This window comes from Zobellella endophytica (genome assembly GCF_003012775.1).
GTDB classification, from domain to species: domain Bacteria; phylum Pseudomonadota; class Gammaproteobacteria; order Enterobacterales; family Aeromonadaceae; genus Oceanimonas; species Oceanimonas endophytica.
Genome location: NZ_PXYG01000002.1, coordinates 543,011 through 561,435, shown reverse-complemented (window position 1 = coordinate 561,435; position 18,425 = coordinate 543,011). Strand labels below are relative to the sequence as shown.

Here is an 18,425-nt window from a genome sequence, read left to right as displayed (position 1 = left end):
ATTGATAAAAAGGCAGATTAAGCTCCCTCGTCGATTGGCACGGGCATTGCGAAAGAGAGACAGAGGCGATACGCCCAACCCAACCGAGGAGCAATGCCATGAACACCCATACCCAGATGATCAACGGTCTCGACCAGGACCAGATGATGACCACCATCGCCGCCATCCAGCAGCAGCCGGGCCTGGCCCGCTTCCAGTTCCGGGCCAGCAACCGCTGGATCAGCGGCGGAGAGAACCGCTCCACCATCCAGGGCTTTTACGGTGCCGGCCAGGAAGATGAGTCCCGGGCCGAGCCCTTCCGCTTTACCAACGGCGAGCCGCCGGTGCTGCTGGGCGCCAACGAGGGCGCCAATCCGGTGGAGTTCCTGCTGCATGCCCTGGCCGGCTGCGTCACCACCACCCTGGTGTTGCACGCGGCGGCCCGTGGCATCCGCATCCGCGCCCTCTCCACCGAGCTGGAGGGCGATATCGATCTGCATGGCCTGCTGGGCCTGGACGACGGCGTGCCTGCCGGCTACGAGCAGATCAGCATCCGCATGAATGTGGACGCCGACTGCAGCGACCAGGAGCTGGAAGAGCTGATGGGCTATGCCCGCCAGCATTCGCCGGTGTGCAATACCGTCTGTCGGCCGGTGCCGGTCAGACTGGTGCGGGTGGCATGACCCGTGCCGGGCGGCGGCGTGGCGTCGCCCGGCGTTGATTTGCTGGCCCCATGTCCCCCGCTGCGGGTATGGTGGGGTATGTCATATCGTCACCTTAGTGGAGCCTCAAGATGACCGATCACACCACGCCGAAATTGCTGACCCTGGTGCGCCATGCCAAGTCGAGCTGGGACGATCCGGCCCTGGCGGATGTCGATCGTCCGCTGGGGGAGCGCGGCCGGCGCGATTTGCCCGCCATGGCCGCCTATGCCACGACCCGGCTGCCGCCGCCGGATCTCATCCTGTGCAGCCCGGCCCGGCGCACCCGGGAGACCGCCCTGGCCTTCGCCGATGCCCTGGGCTGCCCCGAGGGCAGGCTGCAATTTGAGCCGGACCTCTACGAAGCGAGCGGCCGCCGGATCCTGGCGCTGTTGCGCCGGCAGCCGGAGCGGATCGGCCACCTGTTGCTGGTGGGGCATATGCCCGGTCTGGGCGAACTGAGCAGGATGCTGTGCGGGGCGCCGGACGACAAGTTTCCCACCTGCGCCATCCTGCATATGCGGCTGGGGATGCTGCGCTGGAACGGGCTGCAGGCCGGCGGCGGCGAGCTATTGTGGTACCAGACGCCGAGACAACAGGGGCTGCGCCATGGCTGAGGGCCATGGGCTACACTTAGCGTCCGGTGGGGCCTGCCCCGGCAAGAGTGTATCAGCATGAGTTTCGAACTGAGTCTGCAGCTGTCCCTGGATCAGTCCCTGCGGGAGACGGCGTGCCGGTTGCTGGAAGAGGCGGCCGCCGGCTTGAACGAGGGGGCGGATCGGGACGACGCCATTCACCAGGCCCGCAAGCACCTGAAGAAGCTGCGTGCCCTGTTGCGGCTGATAGAGCCGCCCCTGGGCCGGAGGTACCGCCCCTGCGATCGTTATTTCCGTGATATCGCCCGCCGCCTTTCCCCCCTGCGCGACGCCTGTGTCCGGCAGCAAACCCTGGCGCAACTGGCGCAGCAGCAGCCGGCTCTGGCCGAGGTGATCCGCGAGTTGCTGGTGCTGCTGCCGGCGTCGAACGGGGTGAAAAAACCGGGCAAGGTGGTCAGGCAGGCGGCGACGGCGCTGCGGGAAGGACGGCAGTGGATCGCCAGGTGGCCGCCGCTCGAGCCCCGTTACCGCACCCTGGGCGGCGGCTTCAAGGCCGTGTACCTGCAGGCCCGGGATCCGGTCTGGCAGCTGGCCGGGGTGGCCGAGGCCGAGCCCTGGCACCAGTGGCGCAAGTGGGTGAAATACCACGGCTACCAGCTGCGCTTCCTGCAGCCGCTGGCGCCCGACTGGCTGCAACCCCGGGCCCAACAGAGCAAGGAGCTGGGGGAATGGCTCGGCAGGGAGCACGATCTGGACATGCTGGCCGGCCTGCTCGGCCGTTATGGCGCCAGGTTGGCGGGACTGGCCGAGCCGATATTGCCGCTGCTCGCGCAGCAGCGCCAGGTGCTGAGGGCGCAGGCCCTGGATCTGGGGCGGCAGCTGTTCGAGGCCGAAGCGGATGACATCGGCCGGCGTCTGAAGCGGCACTGGCTCGAGCGGCGGGGTTAATCCAGCGGCAGCAGGATGGCGGTCAGTTTCCAGCCCAGGCCGCGGCGGCTCAGCACGAATTCGGCCTCCTTGCCGCCGTCGTCGGTCAGGGTCACCACGAAGCGGTTGAACGAGCGGTAGCCCATGCGGGCATCGGAGAAGGGCTTGCGGCGTTCGGCCGCCGGTTCTCCGGGAGCCGGCGGCGGGCTGCTGTCGGGAATGCCCGGCGCCGGGGGTTCTCCGCGCATCAGCTGCTCGATGCCGGCGGGCGTCACGTAGCTGTCGACCAGGCCGTCCACCACCAGGTTGGCGAAGGCGGCGCCCAGGGCGGCCAGCGGGCTCTGTTCGAGCTCGCCGTCCAGCTCGCGCAGCATGCGCGCATTCAGTTGCTCCTTCAGGCTCTGGCGCACGCTGTCGAATTCCACGTGCCCGGCCAGGGCCAGGCTGTCTCGCCGGTCGGCCGCGTCGCGGATCTGGTAGACGGTGAGCCAGGGCGCCGCCGCCCCGTAGCCGGCCGCCAGCACGGCGATGAGCACCAGAAAAAATCTCACTTTGCCCATGGCTTGCTGTACTCCGAATCGATACCTGCCGCCAAGGCTGCCTGCAAGCGGTGCCGTTGGCAAGCCGAAAGACGACGACGATCAATCTTTGCCCTACTTTTTGCCAGCGCCGGAGGCACCCCCGGTCACAGCGGCCATACTTAGTGCTGGGTTTCACCACAAGGGAGCAGCCATCATGTTGGAAGCACACGGCATGGCCGTCGAGATGAAAAAGCAGGACAACCATACCCTGTACCTGACCATCAAGATCTATGGCGATATCGCCTACGATGACTTCAGGGCGATGGAGCAACAGCTCGAGCAGACCCTGGCCACCATGGACAGGCCCCGGATCAAGGCGTTGGTGGACATGATCGATTTCGGCGGCTGGGAGGCGCGGGCCTTCTGGGAGGACATCCGTTTTACCCGCAAGCACGGCGACGAGTTCGGCAAGCTGGCGATAGTGGGCGTCGAGTTCAAGGAGAAGCTGATGGCCAGGGTGGCCGACTGGTTTCTGCTGAGCAGCCAGGTGGAGTACTTCGAACATCTGGACCAGGCCCGGGCCTGGCTGGAGCAGGATGAGGGGTAAGCGACCCCGTTCGTCGCGGCCGGACCGCCTGCCGCCGTCCGGCCCTCGGGGGGGGGTCTCAGGTTGAGCCGGCCCGGATCAGACTCAGCGGAGCATATTTCCGACATAATCCACCCAGGTAGGCTATTGAGTTCTGGCAAGGACCTGTCAGAATTCTGGCCCGTTGTTGTTCCTTTTAGGGTTCCTCAAGATGCGCTTTTACAAATCCGGCCTGCCCCTGCTGGCAGCCCTCGTTATAACCGCCTGTTCATCGCCTTCCGTCAACAGGAATGCCCCACCCGCCGGCATCGAAGTGGTGCGAGGCCCGACCACTATCCAGGGCGGTAATGCTCTCGGTGCCGAGGATATTACCGTGCGTACCCCGCATTTCGCGTTCGCCATCGCCCTGGGAGGCGAGCCGGGCGCCAAGGGCGGCGTGGTGGACATGGCGTTGGTGGAGAACGGCGGCTTCGGCCCCGATCGCATCGTCTCGCTGGACTTTGTGCCCGGCGAGGGTGAGCTGCGCCTGACTGGGCTGAATATTGTCGAACAGACCGCGGAGCGGCTGGTGATCGAACTCGAGCGGGAGTGGAACGGCAACACCCTGCTCAGCCGTTACGAAGTCGGCAAGGACTACCCCGGTATCAAGCTCAGTACCCGCCTGCAGAGCCCGGCCAGGGAAACCCTGTTCGCCGGCTACCGGCTGCTGCGCAACGAGCCGGGCCAGTACGGCAAGCCGAGCTACAACGAGGTGCCGCGGATGGTGCAGACCCACTGGACCGCGGCCCAGCCCCAGGCTCACCTGGGCGAGCTGTACGAAACCGACGATCTGCGCCGGCCGCGTCAGCCGGGGCAGGCCGGCGAATTCGGCGCCTGGCTGAGCGCCGGCTCCCTGGGGGATCTGCACTCCGACAAGGAAATGTACACCACGGTCAGCGATCAGGCGGCGATCGGGCTGTTTGAGCTGGCCCCGGCGGCCAGCAACTTCGAATCCTACTTGTCGGTGATGCGCCAGCGTTGGGATCGGGGCGAGCGGGTCTACTTGAGTGCCAGCCCGCAGTTGAAGGACGCACGCCAGCAGAGCGCCAAGCTGTACGCCTATACCCCCAAGGGGCGCATTGCCGCCGACTTCGCCACCGCCGCTGCCAAAGGCCACAGCTTCGTCAGCTTCGGCCCCGAGGTGTACCCCATCACCACCAATTTCGGCGGCGAAGCCGCCCCCTACAGCGAAACCGAGGTGGAATTCCGCTCCGAGCTGGGCCTGGCCAAGGCCGAAGTCTGGCTGGACGGCAAGCAGGTGGCGGGCTGGAGCATTAACGGTGCCAAGTGGTTCCGTACTGGTGTACCGGTACCACCCAAGCGCACCTGGATGCAATGGGTGGTCGAGGACAGGCAGGGCAACCGCGCCTATTCCAATCCCATCTGGATCAAGTAAGCGGCCATTGCCGTTGCGAAGGGGCCTGCGGGCCCCTTTTCCATTGGGGCGGTCAACGGCAGGGGTGTTTTCGGACTATGTTGAAAGAACAGACATCGTGCAGGGGCCACCGCTCCGGGAGCCGTCAAGATGGAAAGCTTTTATGTCAGCTACACCCTGGGCTGTACCGACGCCGATGCCGTCGCCGCGGTACTGGAGGGGCGCAATGCCTTCGTCACCTCGGCCCACAAGGGCTCGGTGGTGGTGTTCGATGAGGAGGCGGAAGGCCAGCAGCCCGAGGTGGTGCTGGCGCTCGGCTGCCTGCTGTCTGCCGAGCTGAAGGCGCCGGTGCTGGTGGCGCAGAACCACGACGACGACATTCTGCTCTGCGCCCTGTGCCAGCAGGGCTGGGTGGTGGATCAGTACAACTCGGCCCCCGAGCTGTTCGAACCGGATCCGGATGCGGAGCCCATCGGCCCCCAGGGCGGCAACGCCGGGCGGCTGGCCGAGGCCTTCGCCAGCCCTCATGCGGACGAAATCGAGCGCATACTGCGCCGTCCCTCGGGAGACGCCGGCTATCTGTTCGCCTACGAGCGACACTTCGAGCTGGTGAAGGCGCTGGGCATTTCCGAGTTCGGGGTCAATACCGGCTACAAGTACCTGGCCGCCGGGGAGATCCCTGCCGGCCTGGAGCTCGGCCAGCTGCGGCGGCTACGAGCCGGGGAATGACCGTAAAATGATAATGATTCGCTTTAATGGTGTGCCCTGATCCGGTAGGCTAGCGGCTTTTCCTTTCCTGTGTGGAGTCTGTTTCATGTCCAGCTCGTCCAGCTTTCAGGCGCTGGGGCGCCTGTTGCGCTATGCCCGGGGCTATCGCGGCCGCATCATCGCCGCCACCTGCTGCTCCATCCTCAACAAACTGTTCGACATCGCCCCCGAGATCCTGATCGGTATCGCCATCGACGTGGTGGTCAACCAGGAGCAGAGCTTCGTGGCCAAACTCGGCTTCGTCGAGGCCAGAGAGCAGATCCTGGTGCTGGGGGTGCTCACCTTCCTGATCTGGGCCGGCGAGTCGCTATTCGAGTACCTTTACCAGATCCTGTGGCGCAACCTGGCCCAGCGGCTGCAGTCGGATCTGCGCCAGGACGCCTACGAGCACGTGCAGCGGCTGGATATGGGCTTTTTCGAGTCCAAGAGTTCGGGCCAACTGGTGTCCATCATGAACGATGACGTCAACCAGCTGGAGCGCTTCCTCGACGGCGGCGCCAACAGCCTGATCCAGGTGTTCGTCACCGTGGTGGCGGTGGGCGCCGTGTTCATGGTGCTGTCGCCGCAGATCGCCCTGCTGGCCTTCACCCCCATCCCCATCATCATCTGGGGCGCCTTCTACTTCCAGCGCAAGGCCGGCCCGGTGTACGCCGAGGTGCGCGAAAAGGTGGGTGAACTGGCCGGGCGGCTGTCCAACAACCTGGGCGGCATCGCCACCATCAAGAGCTTTACCGCCGAGGCCCGCGAGGCCGAGCGGCTGCGTCAGAGCAGCGAGGCCTATGTAGAGGCCAACCGCAAGGCCATCCGCATCAGCTCGGCCTTTATCCCCATCATCCGCATGGCGATACTGGTGGGCTTTCTGGCCACCTTTATCCTCGGCGGCCTCAAGACCCTGGACGGCTCGCTCAATGTGGGCGCCTACGGGGTGCTGGTGTTCCTCACCCAGCGGCTGTTGTGGCCGCTCACCGGCCTGGCCCAGGTGATCGATCTGTTCGAGCGGGCCATGGCCAGCACCCGGCGCATCCTGGATCTGCTGACCACCCCGGTGCAGGTGCAGGACGGCGGCGAAGGGCTGACGGCCCCGGTAAAAGGCGAGGTGCGCTTCGAGGGCCTGAGCTTCCATTATCCATCCAGCGGGGTGGGGGTGAACGACATCGAGCTGACCGTGGCGGCGGGCTCCACCCTGGCCCTGGTGGGCGCCACCGGCTCCGGCAAATCGACCCTGGTTAAACTCTTGCTGCGTTTCTACCAGCCGGAGCAAGGTGACATCTATCTGGATGGCAAGTCGCTGGCGCGGCTGGACATGCAGCAGCTGCGGCAGAATATCGGCCTGGTCAGCCAGGACGTGTTCCTGTTCGAGGGCAGCATCCGCGACAACATCGCCTACGGCCGCCCCGAGGCGAGCGAGGAAGAGATGGTCGCCGCCGCCCGGGTGGCGGAAGCCTGGGAGTTCATCGAGCGGCTGCCGCAAGGACTGGATACCCCGGTGGGCGAGCGGGGCGTGCGGCTGTCCGGCGGCCAGCGTCAGCGGCTGTCCCTGGCCCGGGCCCTGCTCAAGGATCCGCCGGTGCTGATCCTCGACGAGGCCACCAGCGCGGTGGACAACGAGACCGAGGCCGCCATCCAGCGCTCGTTGCGCAAGATTGCCCACGGCCGCACCGTGATCATGATAGCCCACCGGCTGTCCACCATAGTCCACGCCGACAGCATAGTGGTGGTCGACCAGGGTCGCATCGCCGAGCAGGGGCGCCATGCCGAACTGCTGGCCAGAAACGGCCTCTACGCCGCCCAGTGGCGGGTGCAGACCGGCGAGATAGCACCAGCGCCGGAAAGGGTGTTTGCCTGAGCCGGTGTCCGAGCGGTCCTGGAGCGCGGGCGGCCCGCCTGCCTGTCCGCGCTGCGGGAAACACGGGGCAACTTATGTGGATGAGCTGTCCTCCCTGCGGAGGACATCACCCGTACTCCAATATCGTGCAACTGGCTGGTGCCTTACCCCTGGGCGGTATCCAGCAGCATCATCAGTACAAAGCCGAGTATCAGGCCGTCGGTGGCCCACAGCTCGTGGCTGATCACGAACGGCATGGCGTCCGCCGACAGCGCCCAGGGCACCACCCGGTACGGCTACACTAAGAGGGTGTAACCCAACCGGGAGACGGACGAATGAGACATCTTTTCCTGTTACTGGGGCTGCTGCTGGCCTTCGGGCCCGGGGCGCAGGAGGCGGCGCCCGGGCCCGCCGCCGTCCGCGAGTGGCCGGTGCCCTGGGCCGGCACCCGGCCGCGGGATCCCTACGTGGATCCGGCCGGGCGGGTCTGGTTCTGCGGCCAGGCGGGCAACTACCTGGCGGTGTTCGATCCCGGCACCGAGCAGTTCCGGCGCATCGAGCTGGAGCCGGGCACCCATCCCCACAACCTGGTGGTGGATGAGGCGGGACTGGTCTGGTACGCCGGCAACCGCAATGCCCGCATCGGCCGGCTGGATCCGGCGAGCGGGGAGACAGTCACCTTCCCCATGACCGATCCGGAGGTGCGCGATCCCCACACCCTGGCGCTGGATGGCCGGGGCGGGATCTGGTTTACCGCCCAGGGCAGCAACAGGGTGGGCCGGCTGGACATGGCCAGTGGCGACATCGCCCTGGTGAGGGTGCCGACCCCCGATGCCCGCCCCTATGGCATCAAGCTGGACGGCCAGGGCCGGCCCTGGGTGGCCCTGTTCGGCACCAACAAGCTGGCCCGGATCGATCCGCAGACGCTGGCGCTGACCGAGGTGACCTTGCCCCGGGAGCAGGCCCGGGTGCGCCGTCTGGAAATCGCCGCCAACGGCGAGGTCTGGTACCTGGACTTCGCCGGCGGCATGATCGGCCGTTACCGGCCGGCAGGGAACGAGTTCGAGGAGTGGCCCATTCCCGGCGCGGGGCGGGCCCAGCCCTACGGCTCCGGCATGGACCAACGCGGACGGCTGTGGCTGGTGGACGTGGGCTCCCGCCCGGTACGGCTGCTGGGTTTCGACACCGCCGAGGAGCGCTTCCTGCCGGCGGTGCCCATCCCCAGCGAGGGCGGAGCGGTGCGCCACATGTACTACCACGCCGCCAGCGACAGCCTCTGGTTCGGCACCGACGCCAATACCCTGGGACAGGCTCGGCTGGCGCCCTAGCGCACCGCTGAGTTTAAAACGTGACCAGTACAATGTTTTTGGAGCGCGCGAGCCACCTGCGCTCCACCAGCAAGGTACCCATCCGCCAACGGCAATACCGGGCCTGCTTCAGGCCCGGTTTTTTGTCTGCCCGGTGAAGCCGACGGCCTGAATCAGCCTCGTTACCCCGGCCTGCATGCCTACCGCCAGAGAGAGGATCCTAATGGAGCTACTTACGACGCAGCTACACATAAGGGGGCATTTTCCGGTGGCAGAGAGGTAAAGATGAAAATCCTGTATCCATTGCTGGGGTTGTGGCTGGTGCTGGTCGTCGAGGCGCAACAGGTCCCCGCATCACCACCCCTTATCCAGGAATGGCAGGTACCCTGGGCCAGGACCCGTCCCAGGGATCCTTTCGTGGCGCCGGATGGGCGGGTCTGGTTCAGCGGACAGCTCGGCAACTACCTGGCGGTCTTCGATCCCGCCAGCGAGGCCTTCGAGCGGGTCGATCTGGAGTCGGGTACCTACCCCAATGGCGTGGCGGTGGATGACGCCGGCATGGTCTGGTACGCGGGGAACCGCAATGCCCGACTCGGCCGGCTGGATCCGCAAAGCGGGGAGATCACCACCTTTCCCATCCGCAACCCCGCCGTGCGCGACCCCCACACCCTGGCGCTGGATGGCCGGGGACAACTCTGGTTTACCGTGCCGGAAAGCAACCGGATAGGGCGGCTGGATATGAGCAACGGAGAGCTGGAGCTGATATGGGTACCCACCTCCAACGCCCGGCCCTACGATATCAAGCTGGACGGCCGGGGCCAGCCCTGGGTGACCCTGTTCGGCACCAACAAACTGGCCCGGGTAGATCCCGTCACCCTGGATCTGGCGGAAGTCACCCTGCCTCGGCCCAGGGCTCGGGCGCGGCGCCTGGAGGTAGCCGATAACGGCGACGTCTGGTACCTGGATTTCTCCGGTGGTATCGTCGGCCGCTATCGGCCATCGTCGGAGAGCTTCGATGAGTGGCCGATCCCCGGCGAAAGACGGGCCCGCCCCTACGGAGCGGCTCTGGATGGCGAGGGCAGACTGTGGCTGGCGGATCAGGGCGGCAGGACCATGCGCTTGCTGAGCTTCGATACCCAAGGCGAGCGTTTCCTGCATGATCTGGCGCTGCCCAGCCCCAGTGGTACGGTGCGCCACCTGCATTACCACGCGCCCAGCAACAGCCTCTGGTTCGCCACCGATGCCAACACCCTGGGCCAGATCCGGTTGGCGCCTTAGAGCGTCATATAGTTTAAAAATCAGGTTTGGCACCTGTCCTCAGGATCCGGCTATGGCACTGGGTATTGGGGCGCGGGCGGCCCGCCCGCATGGGGGGTGCACCCGACCCAAACCGAGGAGGCCTTTGCAAGGCCCGCGGTTCCCGCTGCGCGGGAAGGCAGGCGGGCCGCCCGCGCCCCAAGAAGCTTCATGCCGGTCAACTTTTAAACTGATCGGTGCTCTAGCACACCGAGCAACTTAAAATGCATCGGCACTATGCTTCCTGGCGCCCGGGTTTTTATGCCGCTCACAAATTTACGGATAAATGAAACCGGTTTCTGTAACCGGTTTCATTTTGCTGTTAGGATATGCTCACTTCAGGCAATCCTGCGCTTCATCCTGCCCGTCAAAGAGGTGGGACTGGAGGCACGGTTGCCGTCTCGTCCAGCACCGAACCGAGGAGCCCAGCATGACAGCATTTCCGGCGCATTTTCTGTGGGGCGCGGCCAGCGCCGCCTACCAGGTGGAGGGCGGCCACGACGCCGACGGCAAAGGGCCATCCATCTGGGATGTCTACGCCCACCTGCCCGGCACCACCCATGAAGGCACCAACGGCGATCTGGCGGCGGATCACTATCACCGCTTCAAGGAAGACGTGGCGCTGATGGCGGAGCAGGGACTCACCAGCTACCGCTTTTCCATCGCCTGGACCCGGCTGTTTCCCGCCGGGCGCGGCGCCATCAACCCGGCAGGTGTCGCCTTCTACCATGCCTTGATCGACGAGCTGCTCAGGTACAATATCAAGCCGATGATCACCCTCTACCACTGGGATCTGCCCCAGGCGCTGCAGGACATTGGCGGCTGGGAATCCCGCGAGACGGTGGACGCCTTCGCCGACTACGCCGAACTGTGCTACCGGGAATTCGGTGCCAAGACCGAGCTGTGGGCCACCTTCAACGAGACCGTCGTCTTCACCGGCATGGGCTACATTACCGGTGCCCACCCGCCCGGGGTGTGCTCCCCGGCCCGGGCCCTGCAGGCCTGCCACCATGTGTTCGTGGCCCACGCCCGGGCGGTACAGTGCTTCCGCGAACTCAAGCGCCAAGGACGGGTACGCGCCGACGCGGTGATCGGCTTCGTCAACGTGCTGCAGCCCCACGCCCCGGCCAGCGACAAGCCCGAAGACATCGCCGCCCGGGAGCTGGCCGACGGCTGCTTCACCCATTGGTTCTACGATCCCGTGCTCAGGGGCGAGTATCCCGCCACGCTGCTGCAATGGGCCCGGGAGGCGCTCGGCGCGCCGGTGTTCGCCCCGGGCGACGCCGAACTGCTCAAGGCCAATATCTGCGACTTTATCGGGGTCAACTACTACAAGCGAGAGCTGGTGGCCGCCAACCCGGACGTGGACAACACCCGCATCAACACCAGCGGCGAGAAGGGCTCGGGCCAGGAGTTCGGTTTCCGGGGGCTGTTCAAGTTCGTGCGCAACCCCGATGGCGAATACACCGACTGGGACTGGGAAATCTATCCCCGAGGCCTGACCGAGGGCATACTGCAACTGAAAGAACGCTACGGCAACGTGCCGGTGTACATCACCGAGAACGGCTTGGGCGCCAAGGATCCCATCATTGACGGCGAAGTGGTGGACGACGCCCGCATCGACTACCTGGCCCGCCACCTGGAGGCGGCGGCGGACGCCATCGCCGCCGGCGCCGACGTGCGCGGCTACTATCCCTGGTCCTTCACCGATCTGCTGAGCTGGCTCAATGGCTACCAGAAGCAGTACGGTTTCGTCTACATCGACCGGGGCAACCACCTGGCCCGGCAGCGCAAGAAGAGCTTCTTCTGGTACCAGGAGGTGATAAGATCCCACGGCGCCAGCCTGCAATGGGGCTGAGCCGCCCAGGCGTCGTTTTCCCTTACACTTTTCCGATAACAGCAATGGCCACCATAACCGATGTATGCAAACTGGCCGGGGTTTCCAAGGCCACGGTCTCAAGGGTGCTGAACGGCACCGCCCAGGTGAAGGAGTCCACCCGCCGCGCGGTGTTCGACGCCATCGACCAGCTCGGCTACCGGCCCAACAGCCTGGCCCGGGCCCTGGCCAACAACAGCGCCAACAGCCTGGGGCTGGTGGTGTCCGAGTTCGAAGGCGCCTACTTCGGCACCCTGCTCAAGCAGGCGGCGCAGAGCGCCGAACAGCACGGCAAGCAGCTGATCGTGACCGACGGCCACGACGATCCGGAGCGTGAGCGGGACGCGGTGCACCTGCTGGCCGACCGGCGTTGCGACGCCATCGTGCTGTACAGCCGTTTTATGAGCGAATCGCAGCTCGCCGAACTGAAGGCCGGGCTCGCTGTCCCGCTGGTGGTGATCAACCGGGAACTGCCGCCGGCGCTGGGGCCGAGCGTCTGCTTCGAGCAGGCCGGCGCCGCCCGGTTGATGGTGGAGCACCTGATCGGCCTGGGCCACCGACGCATCGCCTGCATCACCACCCCTATCCAGGCCCCCACCGGCCAGGCCCGGCTCGAGGGCTACCGGGCCGCGCTCGGGGCACACGGCATCGCCGTCGAGCCGCAACTGATCGAGCACGGCGACAGCCATCTCGAAGGGGGCTACCTGGCCTGCCGGCGCCTGCTCGAGCGGGGGACCGGGTTCAGCGCCCTATTCGCTTTCAACGACGACATGGCGGTGGGCGCGCTGCGGGCGCTGCATGAGGCCGGCATCCGGGTGCCGCAGCAGTTGTCGGTGGCCGGCTTCGACAACGAGCCGATGTCGGCCTTCAGCCTGCCGCCGCTCACCACGGTGGAGCTGCCGATCCAAGCCATGACCCGGCACGCCATGCAATTGGCGTTGGAGCTGGCCGAAGGCCGCCCGGCCCCGGTCCCGGCGCGCTTCCGGGGACGGCTGGTCCCGCGGGAATCGGTGGCGGCGCCGAACACCAGCGATTAAACCAGCAACGAGGAGCACAGCATGATTGAAGCGGTTATTTTCGATATGGACGGGGTCATCGTCGACTCCGAGCCCCTGTGGCTGCAGGCCAAGAAGGAGGCGGGGGCCCGTTTCGGCTTTACCGTCACCGAGGAGGACGGCGCCCAGACCGTGGGCCTGCGCATCGACGAGATAAGCCAGCGCTGGGTGCGCACCAAGGGGCTGGATCCGGCCTGTGCCGATGCCCTGACCGAGGCGATGATCGGGCAGGTGATAGCCCAAGTGCGGCAACTGGACGACCCCATGGCCGGGGTGCGCGACACCCTGGGTTGGCTGGCTCGCTCCCCGCTCAAGGTCGGGCTGGCTTCTTCCTCGCCGCTGCGGCTGATCGACGCCGTGCTCGAGCGCTTCGGGCTGGCCGACCACTTCCAGGTGCGGGTGTCCGCCGAACACCTGCCGCTCGGCAAGCCCCATCCCCAGGTCTACCTGGAAGCCGCCGCCGCCCTGGGCGTGTTGCCCCAGCACTGCCTGGCCATCGAGGATTCGGTCAATGGCGTCATCGCCGCCAAGGCCGCCCAGATGACGGCGCTGTGCGTGCCCGAGCCGGCCCTGTACCGGGATCAGCGCTTCGGCATCGCCGATTTCCGGCTACCCTCCCTGGCCGACTTCGACTGCCCCCAGCTGCGCCGCCTGCTGGGGCTGTGAGGGATAGCCGGGGCGGCCGGGCTTTGCCCTCGGCCGTTTCGGCGCCTGGAATGGCGCCGGATGAACCGCGTTAAAAATAACACACGTTCTTATTACCACTACGTTATTCAAGATAAATCAGTAACTTAGCTTGAATTTAAATTTGAAAAGGGGAGCGGGCACGTCTATCATTGCCAACGGAATCCACGGGGAGAAGGTTTATGAAAGGCGATAAAAAAGTCATCGAGTACCTGAACCAGGTACTGAGCATCGAACTCACCTCCATCAACCAGTATTTCCTGCACGCCCGCATGTTCAAGAACTGGGGCCTGCACGAGCTGGACGAGCACGAGTACAAGAAATCCATCAAGGACATGAAGCAGGCCGACAAGCTTATCGAGCGTATCCTGTTCCTGGAGGGGCTGCCCAATCTGCAGCACCTCAACCGCCTGTATATCGGCGAGAGCACCGAAGAGATGCTGCGCTGCGATCTGCAGCAGGTCGAGGAACAACTGGTGGTGGTGAAGGAAGCCATCGCCTATTGCGAGTCGGTGCAGGACTATGTGTCCCGGGAACTGCTCACCGAGATCGAGGAATACGAGGAAGGGCACCTGGACTGGATCGATACCCAGCTCGGCCTTATCGCCAAGGTTGGCATCGAAAACTACCAACAGTCGCAAATGTAAGGGGACCTCCAGATGAAAGGCAATCCAAAGATTATCGCGGCGCTGAACGAGCTGCTGGCCGGCGAGCTGAGCGCCATGGATCAGTATTTTATCCACTCCCGCATGTACGACGACTGGGGCCTGAAGAAGCTGTTCGAGCGCATCGACCACGAATTCGAGGACGAGAAGGGCCATGCCGCCAAGCTGATCGAGCGCATCCTGTTCCTGGAGGGCACCCCCGACATGGTGACCCGGGTGCCGCTCAATATCGGCAAGGACGTGCCCGCCATGCTCCAGAGTGATCTGGACCTGGAATACAAGGTGATCGAGGATCTGCGCAAGATCATGGCCCTGTGCGAGCAGGAGCGGGACTACCAGAGCCGCGACATGCTGCTGCAGCTGCTGGAAGACACCGAGCACGACCACACCCACTGGCTGGAGCAGCAGCTGGGGCTGATCGACAGGATTGGCCTGCAAAACTACCTGCAATCCCAGATGGGCTGATCCGGCCCGCCATGCTCCACGGCCCGGCAGGGCCGTTCAGACGGCTGACAACGCTTCGAATTTCTCTATAGGTTTGTTCCTCATTCTGGCAAATGCCGTCCCAGCGACTACTTTTGGTGCATCCGTCTGCTACCATGGACGGCTGATGTTCACCCGGGCGCAAGGCCTGTCCATTCGCGGGGATTTAAAGCATGAATCGATCGATATTTTCACTGAATAAGGCCAGGTATGGCGGTTTCTGGCGCCGCCTGTTCGCCTATCTGATCGATGTGCTGCTGATGACGGTTCCCATGGCGCTGCTGCTGTCCTGGCTGCTGGGGGTGGATCCCACCCTGGCCGAGCCCGATGCCCAGACCTATCAGCAGGCCGAATCCTGGTACGGACTGGTGTTGTGGTGGCTGTATTTCGCCCTGCTGCAATCCTCGCCCTGGCAGGCGACCATCGGCAAGAAACTGCTCGGCATGAAGGTGATTGATGCCCAGGGCCGGCGGCTGTCCTTTATCCGCGCCTCGGTGCGCTATTTCGCCTCCTTGCTGTCCGCCCTGCTGCTGATGCTGGGGTTCGTGATGATCGCCTTTACCCGCAAGAAGCAGGGGCTGCATGATGTTATCGCCGGCACCCAGGTGATCCGCTCTCGCTAACGTCCGCCCAGCATTGATCCGAGCAAGCCCCGGGCGATACGCCGGCCGAGCTGGCTGCCGAGGCTGCGCAGGGTGCTCTTGGCGATGCTTTCCAGCATGCTGTCCCGGTTCCCGCTCCGGCGGGGGGCCGGTTTGGCCTTGTCGCGGAGCTGCTCCTGCTCCTTCTGTTCCCGCTGCTGTTGCGCCACCCTGGCCGCGAGCAGCTCGAACGCCGATTCCCGATCCAGCACCTGTTCGTAGCGCCCGGCCAGCGGTGAGGCGCCATGTCGGGCGGCTCTCTCCGCCGTGCTCAGCGGGCCGATACGCGACTCCGGTGGACAGATCAGGGTGATTTCCACCGCCGTGGGCGCGCCTTTTTCATCCAGCACCGACACCAGCGCCTCGCCCACCCCCAGGGTGGTGATGGCGGCCTGGGTATCGAAGGCCGGGTTGGCCCTGAAGGTACGGGCCGCGGCCTTTACCGCCTTTTCATCCCGCGGGGTGAAGGCACGCAGGGCGTGTTGTACCCGGTTGCCGAGCTGGCCCAGCACGGTGTCGGGAATATCGAGCGGACTCTGGCTGATAAAATACACGCCCACCCCCTTGGAGCGGATCAGCCGTACCAGCTGTTCGATTTTTTCCAGCAGCGGCCTGGGGGCCGAGTTGAACAGCAGATGAGCCTCGTCGAAGAAGAACACCAGCACCGGCTGCGCCGGGTCGCCGACTTCCGGCAGGTTTTCAAACAACTCGCTGAGCAGCCAGAGCAGGAAGGTGGCATAGAGCCGGGGGCTCTGCATCAGTCGGGTGGCGTCGAGGATGCTGACCACCCCCTGGCCGGAAAAATCCCTTTGCATCAGGTCGGCCAGCCGCAGCGAAGGCTCGCCGAAGAAGTGCTCGGCGTCTTCCTGCTCCAGCACCAGCAGCCGGCGCTGGATGGCGCCCAGGCTGTTGCCGGGCAGGTTGTCGTAGCGCCCGCCTAGGGCCTTGGCGTTGTCCGCCACCCAGCCGAGCAGGGCGCGCAGATCCTTGAGGTCGAGCAGCAGCAGTCCCTCGTCGTCGGCGATGCGGAAACAGCCGTAGAGCACCCCGGTCTGGGTGTCGTTGAGCTCCATGATATTGGCCAGCAGCAGCGGCCCCAGCTCCGAGACGGTGGCGCGCAGGGGATGGCCGGCCGCGCCGAACAGATCCCAGAACAGGGTGGGGCAGGGGCGGGGCCGGTAGTCCGCCCCCCCCAGCTGCGCCAGCCGTTCGGCAATCTTGCCGCCGGGATTGGCGGGCGCGGCCAGACCGGACAAGTCGCCCTTGACGTCGGCCATGAACACCGGGGTGCCGGCGCGGGAAAAACCTTCCGCCAGTGTCTGCAGGGTCACCGTCTTGCCGGTGCCGGTGGCGCCGGTGATCAGTCCATGGCGGTTGGCCATGGGGAGGTGCAGGGAGATGGCTTGCCCTTCCCGGGTGCCGCCGAGCGGGAGCTGAGTGCTGGTCATGGTGCTGGGCCTGATGGATATGGTGATAGCCACAAGCTTAGCGGATGGGCTCAAAAAAGCCCGGCGGCTGCCGGGCTTGGGAGGGATGACTGTCCGGTATTTTAGTCCAGGGTCTCGAGGCTCTTCTGGTAGTTGTCGAAGGTCTTGGTCACCGAGGCGGCGGGGCCGCCGGTGAGCTTGCTCACCGCGACGATGGCAATGGAGGCGAAGATAAAGCCGGGGACGATTTCGTAGATATCGAAGATGCCGCCGGAGATTTGCTTCCACACCACCACGGTAATGCCGCCCACCAGTACCCCGGCCAGGGCGCCGTTGCGGTTCATGTCGCGCCAGTACAGGCTGAACAGCAGGGCGGGGCCGAAGGCGGCGCCGAAGCCGGCCCAGGCGTAGGACACCAGGCCCAGCACGGTGCTGTCCGGGTTCATGGCCAGCAGCAGGGCGACGATGGACAGGGCGATCACCGCGAAGCGACCCACGTTGACGATGCTCTCGGAGCTGGCCTGGGGATTGAATACCTGCTTGTAGAAGTCTTCCGCCAGGGCGGAGGAGGACACCAGCAACTGGGAGTCGGCGGTACTCATGATGGCGGCGAGTATGGCGGCCAGCAGGATACCGGCGATCACCGGGTGGAACACGGCGTTGACCAGCACCATGAAGATGGTTTCCGCATCGGCCAGCTCGCCGCCCATGTTGTTCTGCACGTACAGCAGGCCGACCAAACCGACCATCAGCGCGCCGGCCATGGACAGGAAGCTCCAGGTCACGGCGATGCGGCGGGCGGTGGTGATGTCCCTGTTGCTGCGGGTGGCATTGAAGCGCGCCAGGATATGGGGCTGGCCGAAGTAGCCCAGGCCCCAGGCCGCCAGCGAGATGATGGCGATGGCGGACAGCGGCTCGCCCTGGATATCGTTCCACAGGGTCAGCAGCTCGGGGTTGAGGTTATGCAGATCGGTATTCAACTGGCCGAAGCCGCCTTCCATGGTGGCGATGGGTACGAACAACAGGGCGGCGGCCATCAGCAGCCCCTGCACCAGATCGGTCCAGGATACCGCCAGAAAGCCGCCGAACAGGGTGTAGGACACGATACAGAGGGTACCGATGACCACGGCAATGCTGTAATCCAGGCCGAACACGGTCTCGAACAGCTTGCCGCCGGCCACCAGGCCGGAGCTGGTGTAGAACAGGAAGAACAGCAGGATGAACAGGGCCGAGATGGTCTGTAGCAGCTTGGACTTGTCCTCGAAGCGGCGCGCCAGGTACTCGGGAATGGTGATGGCGTTGTTCACTTCCAGGGTATAGGTGCGCAGCCGCTTGGCGCAGAACTGCCAGTTGGCCCAGGTGCCCAGCAGCAGGCCGCCGGCCAGCCAGAAGGATTCGATACCGGCGGCATAGGCATAACCGGGCAGGCCCAGCAGCAGCCAGCCGCTCATGTCGGAGGCGCCGGCGGAAATGGCGGAAGGCCAGGGACCGAGCGAACGGCCGCCGAGGAAGTAGTCGGCCGAGTTGGCGGTGCGCTTGTAGGCGTAATAGCCGATGGCCATCATACCGATGAGGTACACGATAAAGGTGCCGGTGATGGCAAAGTTGGATTCAATCATTCCCTGTTCCTCCAGGATGGATTCCTGTTTTTCTGTTACATCGCGATGTGGGAGA

18 protein-coding genes are annotated in these 18,425 nt (G+C 65.1%); 15 read left to right on the top strand and 3 right to left on the bottom strand.

Annotated features, from left to right (window positions below):
- Positions 1-98: 98 nt before the first annotated feature.
- The 3 genes from C7H85_RS07835 (at position 99) to C7H85_RS07825 (ending at position 2,224) form a co-directional block, all read left to right on the top strand.
- On the top strand, positions 99-662 hold the full coding sequence (locus tag C7H85_RS07835; RefSeq protein ID WP_106729146.1) for an OsmC family protein: 564 nt from the start codon (positions 99-101) through the stop codon (positions 660-662).
- Between the two features lie 110 nt (positions 663-772).
- Positions 773-1,297, top strand: coding sequence for a SixA phosphatase family protein (locus C7H85_RS07830; RefSeq protein ID WP_106729145.1), 525 nt, complete (start codon positions 773-775; stop codon positions 1,295-1,297).
- A gap of 57 nt (positions 1,298-1,354) precedes the next feature.
- The gene (locus C7H85_RS07825) at positions 1,355-2,224 is read left to right on the top strand and encodes a CHAD domain-containing protein (RefSeq protein WP_106729144.1); all 870 of its coding nucleotides are present in this window, start codon (positions 1,355-1,357) and stop codon (positions 2,222-2,224) included.
- Here C7H85_RS07825 and C7H85_RS07820 read toward each other — a convergent pair.
- Entirely contained in the window at positions 2,221-2,763 is a 543-nt protein-coding gene (locus C7H85_RS07820) for a DUF2939 domain-containing protein (RefSeq protein WP_106729143.1), read from the bottom strand. The two genes, C7H85_RS07825 and C7H85_RS07820, sit on opposite strands and share 4 nt — an antisense overlap.
- 175 nt (positions 2,764-2,938) lie before the next feature.
- Between C7H85_RS07820 and C7H85_RS07815 the strand changes: the two genes are divergently transcribed.
- From C7H85_RS07815 to C7H85_RS07755, 12 genes are all read left to right on the top strand, one after another.
- Entirely contained in the window at positions 2,939-3,331 is a 393-nt protein-coding gene (locus tag C7H85_RS07815; RefSeq protein ID WP_158260072.1) for a SpoIIAA family protein, read from the top strand.
- 190 nt (positions 3,332-3,521) lie between these two features.
- Positions 3,522-4,745, top strand: a complete 1,224-nt coding sequence (locus tag C7H85_RS07810) for a CehA/McbA family metallohydrolase domain-containing protein (RefSeq protein WP_106729142.1) — start codon at positions 3,522-3,524, stop codon at positions 4,743-4,745.
- A 129-nt stretch (positions 4,746-4,874) separates the two neighbouring features.
- A complete protein-coding gene (locus tag C7H85_RS07805) occupies positions 4,875-5,453 on the top strand; it encodes a hypothetical protein (RefSeq protein ID WP_106729141.1) in 579 nt (192 codons plus the stop codon).
- Between the two features lie 85 nt (positions 5,454-5,538).
- A complete protein-coding gene (locus C7H85_RS07800; protein WP_106729140.1) occupies positions 5,539-7,338 on the top strand; it encodes an ABC transporter ATP-binding protein in 1,800 nt (599 codons plus the stop codon).
- A 314-nt stretch (positions 7,339-7,652) separates the two neighbouring features.
- Positions 7,653-8,645 (top strand): Vgb family protein, encoded by a 993-nt coding sequence (locus C7H85_RS07790; protein ID WP_106729139.1) that lies wholly within the window; start codon positions 7,653-7,655, stop codon positions 8,643-8,645.
- A 264-nt stretch (positions 8,646-8,909) separates the two neighbouring features.
- Positions 8,910-9,902 carry a Vgb family protein gene (locus tag C7H85_RS07785; RefSeq protein WP_210433595.1) on the top strand — a complete coding sequence of 331 codons (993 nt, stop codon included), beginning with the start codon at positions 8,910-8,912 and terminating at the stop codon, positions 9,900-9,902.
- Between the two features lie 448 nt (positions 9,903-10,350).
- Positions 10,351-11,778: a GH1 family beta-glucosidase gene (locus C7H85_RS07780; RefSeq protein ID WP_106729138.1), complete on the top strand. Its 1,428-nt coding sequence runs from the start codon at positions 10,351-10,353 to the stop codon at positions 11,776-11,778.
- Between the two features lie 44 nt (positions 11,779-11,822).
- A complete protein-coding gene (locus tag C7H85_RS07775) occupies positions 11,823-12,833 on the top strand; it encodes a LacI family DNA-binding transcriptional regulator (RefSeq protein WP_106729137.1) in 1,011 nt (336 codons plus the stop codon).
- Positions 12,834-12,854: 21 nt separating this feature from the next.
- Positions 12,855-13,517, top strand: coding sequence for a hexitol phosphatase HxpB (gene hxpB / locus C7H85_RS07770; RefSeq protein ID WP_106729136.1), 663 nt, complete (start codon positions 12,855-12,857; stop codon positions 13,515-13,517).
- A 200-nt stretch (positions 13,518-13,717) separates the two neighbouring features.
- Positions 13,718-14,182, top strand: a complete 465-nt coding sequence (gene bfr / locus C7H85_RS07765; RefSeq protein ID WP_106729135.1) for a bacterioferritin — start codon at positions 13,718-13,720, stop codon at positions 14,180-14,182.
- A gap of 12 nt (positions 14,183-14,194) precedes the next feature.
- On the top strand, positions 14,195-14,665 hold the full coding sequence (gene bfr, locus C7H85_RS07760) for a bacterioferritin (RefSeq protein WP_106729134.1): 471 nt from the start codon (positions 14,195-14,197) through the stop codon (positions 14,663-14,665).
- A gap of 191 nt (positions 14,666-14,856) precedes the next feature.
- On the top strand, positions 14,857-15,306 hold the full coding sequence (locus tag C7H85_RS07755; protein WP_106729133.1) for an RDD family protein: 450 nt from the start codon (positions 14,857-14,859) through the stop codon (positions 15,304-15,306).
- Here the strand turns inward: C7H85_RS07755 and C7H85_RS07750 are convergent.
- Together C7H85_RS07750 and putP are read right to left on the bottom strand one after the other, a co-directional pair.
- Positions 15,303-16,772 (bottom strand): helicase HerA-like domain-containing protein, encoded by a 1,470-nt coding sequence (locus tag C7H85_RS07750; protein ID WP_106729132.1) that lies wholly within the window; start codon positions 16,770-16,772, stop codon positions 15,303-15,305. The genes C7H85_RS07755 and C7H85_RS07750 overlap by 4 nt on opposite strands.
- 101 nt (positions 16,773-16,873) lie before the next feature.
- Complete coding sequence (gene putP, locus C7H85_RS07745) at positions 16,874-18,370, bottom strand: sodium/proline symporter PutP (RefSeq protein ID WP_106729131.1); 1,497 nt, start codon at positions 18,368-18,370, stop codon at positions 16,874-16,876.
- Between the last annotated feature and the right edge of the window lie 55 nt (positions 18,371-18,425).